The sequence below is a fragment of the Streptomyces sp. NPDC002671 genome (assembly GCF_053592475.1).
In genome coordinates this window covers 1-4,708 of sequence record NZ_JBSFVU010000123.1, presented here as the reverse complement: position 1 = coordinate 4,708, position 4,708 = coordinate 1, and the positions used below count along the sequence as shown (strand labels likewise).

Here is a 4,708-nt window from a genome sequence, read left to right as displayed (position 1 = left end):
CCCGGCCCGGGCCAGCTCCCGCGCGAGGGTGCGGGTCGACTTCACCGTCCACCGCAGCGGCGACATCGGATCACCCCGCTCGTCCGGCTCGACCAGTGCCAGCAGCGCGGGCCGCAGTCCCGGATCGAGATCCGCGACTCGCTTGCGGCCCCCTCCCGGCCGCCGCACCCGCCCCAGCGGCTCTTCTCCAGCCTCCAGCTCGGACACGCCCTTGCGGACCGTGGTCTCACTCACCGCGGCTGCCCGCGCGACGGCCCGGATCCCGCCATGCCCCAGCACCCGGGCCTCCGCTCCCATCAGCAGCCGCCGCTGCCGCTCATCCAGATGCGGGAACAACACTGCGAACTTCACAGCAAGTTGGGCTTGAGTCTCGTCCGGGATGCGCATACCACACCAACGAGCTCCAGAGCGGGAAGCAACACCTTGATGATCTGCAAGCCCTTAGCCCGACATTGACGAGCCGAACGTCGTCAGCGACGGCAGGTCGACGCTCAACCTCAAGATCCCGCGGAAGCGATACGTCCTCGAACCGCCTGCCCTACAGACGTGCTGGGGCACCACGCTTGACGTGCAAGGCAGGCGGCCTTGATTCAAGAAGGTCAGAGCTGAAGCGACTTGGTCTGCAAAAACTCCATGAGGCCATGCTCGCCAAGCTCTCGCCCGACGCCTGACTGCTTGTAGCCACCGAAGGGCGCAAGCGGGTTGTAAGCGCCGCCGTTAACCGTCACTTGGCCACACGCCATCGAACGCGCGAAGGTGATTGCCTGCTTCTCGTCGGCTGCCCAGACGGACCCTGCGAGGCCGTAGTCGCAGTCATTGGCAATGCGCAGGGCATCCCCCTCGTCCTCGTACCTCATCAAGGAGAGCACGGGACCGAAGATCTCCTCGCGAGCAATGCTCATTTCGGCGGTGACATCAGCGAATACTGTGGGACGGATGTAGTAGCCCTTGTCGCGACCGTCGGGGGCCTCAGGGCCACCCGCGACAAGACGAGCGCCTTCTACCAGGCCCCGATGGATGTGGTCGCGGACCTTCTCCTGCTGGGCGCTGCTCGCCACCGGGCCTAGACGGCATTCGGAATCGGCCGGATCGCCGGGAGCGAAGGCAGCAATCTCCTCGGCGGCGACCCGAACCGCCTCTTCATAGTCATCCGCGTGGACCACCGTGCGCGTCAACGCGTTACAAGACTGCCCTGCGTTGCGAACGACGTCGGCGACATTGGCACGGACAGCTCGTGCGAGGTCTGCTCCAGGAAGGATGACGTTAGCGGACTTACCGCCGAGCTCAAGGGCGACATGCTTAACAGCAGCGCCGGCAACAGAACCAATGTGCTTGCCGACAGCAGTGGAACCCGTGAACGAGATCATGTCGACCCCGGGATGGCGCACTAGCGCCTCCCCAGCTTCGGTCCCCCTGCCGGTGACGAGGTTGAAGACCCCCCCAGGGAAGCCTGCCGCTGCTACGCACTCCGTGAACAATTGGGCCGACAGAGGGGTCAGCTCCGCAGGCTTGAGGACCACCGTGCAGCCCGCGGCGAGGGCGGGAATAACCTTGCAGACGGCTTGGTACAGCGGATAATTCCACGGAGTAATGGCGCCGACGACACCAACGGGCTCAAGCAGGACAAGCGAATTATTCATTCGCTTTTCGAAGGCGAAGTCGGCCACAAGCTCGGCATGCAAACGCGTCATGGTGACCGGCAAACCGGCCTGCACCCTACGGGAGAACCCGATTGGGGTGCCAACCTCAGCTGTGATGAGCGACGCCATCTGGTCCTGGTGGACAGCGAGTTCGTTAGACAGCGCAATCAGTAGCTCGGCACGGCGGGTGGGTGCTGTGAATGCCCACGCTGACAGTGCCGATCGAGCCGCGTTGACTGCGGCGTCAACATCCGCTGTAGAACCGGCCGGAACGGTCCCGATAATCTGCTCATTGGCCGGGTTGACCACATCAATGGCATCGGTTCCGACCGCAGCTCTCCATTGCCCTCCGATGAAAACCTCGTCGTGTACAGTCACAAGCATCCTCCTCCATAGACCATTGGCGATAGCGGAAATATAGCCTGGAAACTGTATGCACACCAGGTCACACGTCGAAATCCAGTCGGCACGGGGCGACGAATCCTGGACGGAAAATGCCACCTGAATCAGGTATGTTGAAGATCGCCTGATCGAGTCTGCGGTTCGGATAGAGAACCTGTAAGCCATCCCCAGCACAGGGCGGCCTAGGGGTGCAGTGCCGTCGACTGCTGTGGCATGGGGAGTGCATCCCTCATCGACGGCCAATGCCGGGCGATTGCGAGAAGCAACACTGAGCTGCCAGCCTCGACCCCAGGGAGGGGATGGGGAGCAGACGGTGCTTGCCCAGCTAGCTTCATTCTCCGGGCCAGCCCTATGGCCCCCGCGAGGGAGGCCGCCTCAAGTCCATCTGTCGAAGTACCAGCTCGCTCGGCGTGTCTGCGCGCCTGCTCGTATGCTTCCGGCCGGACGTAAGACTGCAGGTCCAGAAGGGCGTCGTAGGTCTCGATAGTCTGACGGTGCGCTTGGAGCGCCAACGGGACGTGCGGCTTCAACACTTCTTTCACCCGGGTCTGCTGTGGTTCCACCAGCGCAGCGTTTGGTACTGCGGTCAACAGATCCCGCCATAGCGGCCATAGCACCCAAGTCGTCCGCAGGGCTATTGCCCTCCTCACGAAGGCACTACCAGTAGGCACCAGCAACAGGGCCGCGCGAAAGATTCCGTGGGTATTGACAATCACCAACATATAAGGAAGGGCGCCGGGTATTCGATCGAACAAATGAACCAGATAGAGTCCCCAGAAAACGATGGCAATGATGGATCCGGCAGCGTATAGCCGCAGCGACCACGCGAGTTCACGGTCACCTGTCCGCTGGCTGTACTTACAGCAGATGGCGGTGGCGAGGGTATCCGCAACCAAGTGTGCGCCGATAACAATGACCCAATAAGAAATTGACGGCGTTGCAGGCTCGCCCGAGGAAGGAATATTCGGGCCAGGGTAGTCGCCTTGAAGAAAATCAATAAAAAAAAGAACGAACAAAATGACCATCAATTGCACCAAACCCACCAGGCGGAGACGGCGGCCGCTGGTGGAGTCGATGAGGAATAGGATTGAGAGCCCTCCACTCAACACACCAATAAGATTGCGAGCCAGAGTGATCGCGTGAGCGTTCCCTGTGACGTTTACGGCCCAAACAATTACTTGTGGTTGAAAAAGCGTAATTGCTACTGCCGCTGTCAACACAACGAGCCAGTGGCGACGATGATGCCGTGAGCGCATGGCCGCTTTGGCTCGCCCGGCAAGCGATACCCACAAGACGGCGACGCTACACCAACCGATGATCTGTGCCAGCTCATTCACCATCGTTCAACCCCATAAATGCCCCGAGGCGGCCAAGAGGGCCCCTAGGCCGAGCGGGCTTCCCAATGCTCTGTATAAGACTGGCTATCATTTCGGCTTCCCGCTCCTCGTTGGTCGTATAGCTAGTCCTTCCCATCAGGCGCTTGATCATATGGGGCTGGAGATTGCCTAGCATCTCACCGAACATGCTGTCATTTGAATCGACTCGATGATGGTCACAGATTATATGGGCGAGTTCGTGCAGGATTATATGGTCCTGGTGGACACGCGCTGTGCGGACCTCGTGAAATATGTAGTCCGCGTCATCGGTGCCCACCCATAGTCCGCACGCTCCAGCGGTCGCTATGTGGTCGGGTAGCTCCTTGAGAATGAGTGGGCGCCCCCTGAGTTCTTCCACTCGCTCGCGAACCTCGTCGAGGGTGAGCGATCGATGGACACCGAGGTCTCGCAGAATCGCCCTACAGCGACGCTGCAACTCACTGTACTCGCCTGTTCCCCTCACCCGATGTTCCCTTTACTTGCGCCGACTGTGGGTGTCACGACGCTCTCCTCTGTCCTTGCCGACCGAAGCGGCGGGAGTCTCTCCCTCGCCGGATTCGCTGGACATTGCGTTCACCACAGCGAGCAGGGCGTCGAGCCCTGCCTCCGACAGCCCGTCAGCGCGGAAGGCCAGATTGCGCACCTTGCTGTTTCCCAGAGCCACGGCGAACTCCATCTGACGTCTGACCCGTTCGGAGACCTCCTCATCGGTGAAGTAGTCCGGCGTGACTCCGAAGTGCTCTGCCAGCACCCGGAGATGATCGCGAGTCACGTTATGCTTCCGGCCCGTCGCGAGTTCCCAGAGGTAGGTGGCCGAAAACATGCGTCCCGTACTTTCGTGGATCTCCGCAGCGATTTTGCTGTAAGGAGGCCGGTTGCCACGGTAGTACGCGTTGATGATGTCTTCGAGCCGTCGAGCCAGGGAGGACGGGCCAGTGGTGCCGTTGCTGGCACTGCTACTTCGGGCCAAGTCTTCAACTCCAAGTGAAGATCCTTCGGGGCGGATAAGGGCGCGATCCACCCTAGGCTGCCGCCCGCCACCCTGACCACGTGCGTCCGGCCTTGCGCTCGCGTTTGGCTGAAAATTCTCCAACGCTTTGCGCAGGTTGTCCTTATGCAGCAGTTTTTCGGGCCGCAGGGCAGCACCAGAGGCCCCAGTGGATCAGTTGACACCGCTTCATCCGCTGAGTACGGTCCAGGGCTTCGTTGTAGTCGCATGACGTCCGGTTCGTGGTCATCCGAGGCCGAGGAGTGCGAGGGGGCGGCGAGGGTCGCGGGCGTTGCGGCGGA

Annotated in this window: 4 protein-coding genes; all 4 read right to left on the bottom strand. The window is 61.3% G+C overall.

All coding sequences use genetic code 11. The features are described from left to right. Positions 1-387 (bottom strand): ISAzo13-like element transposase-related protein (locus ACWD35_RS44875; RefSeq protein ID WP_451357082.1); only part of this gene is annotated, 387 nt, incomplete at its 3' end. A 212-nt stretch (positions 388-599) separates the two neighbouring features. Next, entirely contained in the window at positions 600-2,018 is a 1,419-nt protein-coding gene (locus tag ACWD35_RS44870) for an aldehyde dehydrogenase family protein (RefSeq protein ID WP_451357081.1), read from the bottom strand. A 206-nt stretch (positions 2,019-2,224) separates the two neighbouring features. Beyond that, positions 2,225-3,382, bottom strand: coding sequence for a DUF6545 domain-containing protein (locus tag ACWD35_RS44865; protein WP_451357080.1), 1,158 nt, complete (start codon positions 3,380-3,382; stop codon positions 2,225-2,227). 511 nt (positions 3,383-3,893) lie between these two features. Beyond that, entirely contained in the window at positions 3,894-4,388 is a 495-nt protein-coding gene (locus ACWD35_RS44860; RefSeq protein ID WP_451357079.1) for a hypothetical protein, read from the bottom strand. Positions 4,389-4,708: the final 320 nt, after the last annotated feature.